Raw genomic sequence first — 1,679 nt, forward strand, 5'->3', positions numbered from 1 at the left:
TCTGCCGGAATCTTTGGGTCGCGGTCAGCATAGCCTTCAACGCGCAGGATACGTTTGGCGTTAAGACCACCACGCGTCAGCATATAATAGGCCATATGCGCCCGCGCAGATGACAGGCGCCAATTGTCATAGGTTTCGCTTTTGAACGGTCGCGCATCGGTGTGCCCGCTGATGACGACGTCGCCCTTGCGGGTGGCAATGATCTTGGCGATTTCATCGAGCACCTGCACCACGCGCTTGTCAGGCTTGGCCGATCCTATGGCAAACATGCCATAGTCAACCTTGTCGGTGAGCTGGATCATGACGCCATCTTCAGTGGGGACGACCGAAATGTCAGGCGCTTTTTCATCCGAGCTCGCGCCCGTTTTTTTCGAAATCTCCGCTGCAAGTTCACGGGCAGCATTGATCTCAACCGCGCCGGGCTTTTCGCCTTTCACGGCCGCTGCCTTTTCGGCATTCGTCGGCTTGACATCATTGGATGTCACAGCTTTCGCGTCGGCCAGCGGCTCGGCAGCGGCCATTCGTTTCTCCAGCGCCACCTGCTTCGCTTGCACGTCTGCATCAGAAGCCTCATTCGGCTTTGGCGCTATCGCATTGTCCTGGGATGGAGGTGACGTTACCGGACTGTCCGTCAGAGGGAAAATCTCATCCTCTACATGGGTCGACCAGTAGTTGGGATTGAATGGGTCACGATAGGCGTCTCCCCCCTCGGCACCTGTCAATGGACCGGCACGATTGGATCCGCCCTCCCCCGCTGCAGAACRATTTTGCAAGACGCCGGACTCCGTGGCTATCTCGGCAAGCACGGCATACGGATCTTTGAAAATCTGCCGTTCTTCGGTTGCAGGTGGTGATTGAACCTGCTTTTCGTTGCGCGCACTTTTGGTCTCGGCATCAGTCGCATCCAGGCTTTCAAAGCGAACCTTGCCCTCCTGGTTGTCGGTTTCCTCGATGCCCTTCGGCCTCGACTGCCGGTCCATCAGTTTGACCGGATTGAAATAGGCGGCAACGGCGGCCTTCGTTTCCTCGTTGGCCGCATTGATGAGCCACATGACAAGAAAGAAGGCCATCATCGCGGTCATAAAATCCGCATAGGCGATTTTCCAGACACCCCCGTGATGACCCTCTTCATGTTCACGGCCGCGCCGAACAATTATGATTTCACGGTGCGTTTCCGGATCAATGTTCATTGGCGGTATCTCTCAACGCGTCGATGAGGCGGCCAAGCCGGGTCTCGACCACTGCATCATCCAGTTTCATTGACAATTCCGATTGGCCAGATTCCCAGAAGGTGCACCGCATCTGATCGATCTCCGGTCGCATACGAAGCACGTCGAGAAGATGGGATGGACCGGAAATTTCGATGCTGACAGCGGCGAATTCCTTCGTCATTCGTTCCACCTCATGAGCAAATGCCTCGACGGCGCGTTCGCGCAAGCGCTCTTCAACCAAAGGCGTGAGAACGGCAGCGAACGATCCCGAAAGATCCGATGAAATTGCGGCCAGTCCATCGCCGATCTGCTCCGCCATGCGCGTGCCGGTTTGTTGCATGAAGAGCACCTCCGCGGCGGCCAACTGATCCTGGAATTCCCTCTCAAGCCGGATTTTCTCGGCCTCGAACAGCACCGCGGCCTCCGCCTGGCCGGATTCGCGCCCCGCAATAAACGCCTCCTTAATCT

The 1,679-nt window shown here is 56.9% G+C and carries 2 protein-coding genes; both read right to left on the minus strand.

The window, feature by feature from the left end; all coding sequences use genetic code 11:
• Window positions 1–1,190 (minus strand): MotB family protein (locus ACXJ5O_RS26135; RefSeq protein ID WP_457302449.1); only part of this gene is annotated, 1,190 nt, incomplete at its 3' end.
• Window positions 1,180–1,679: hypothetical protein (locus ACXJ5O_RS26140; protein WP_457302450.1), on the minus strand; the 500-nt coding region annotated here is incomplete at its 5' end. The genes ACXJ5O_RS26135 and ACXJ5O_RS26140, both read right to left, overlap by 11 nt.

This window comes from Phyllobacterium sp. P5_D12 (assembly GCF_054049495.1).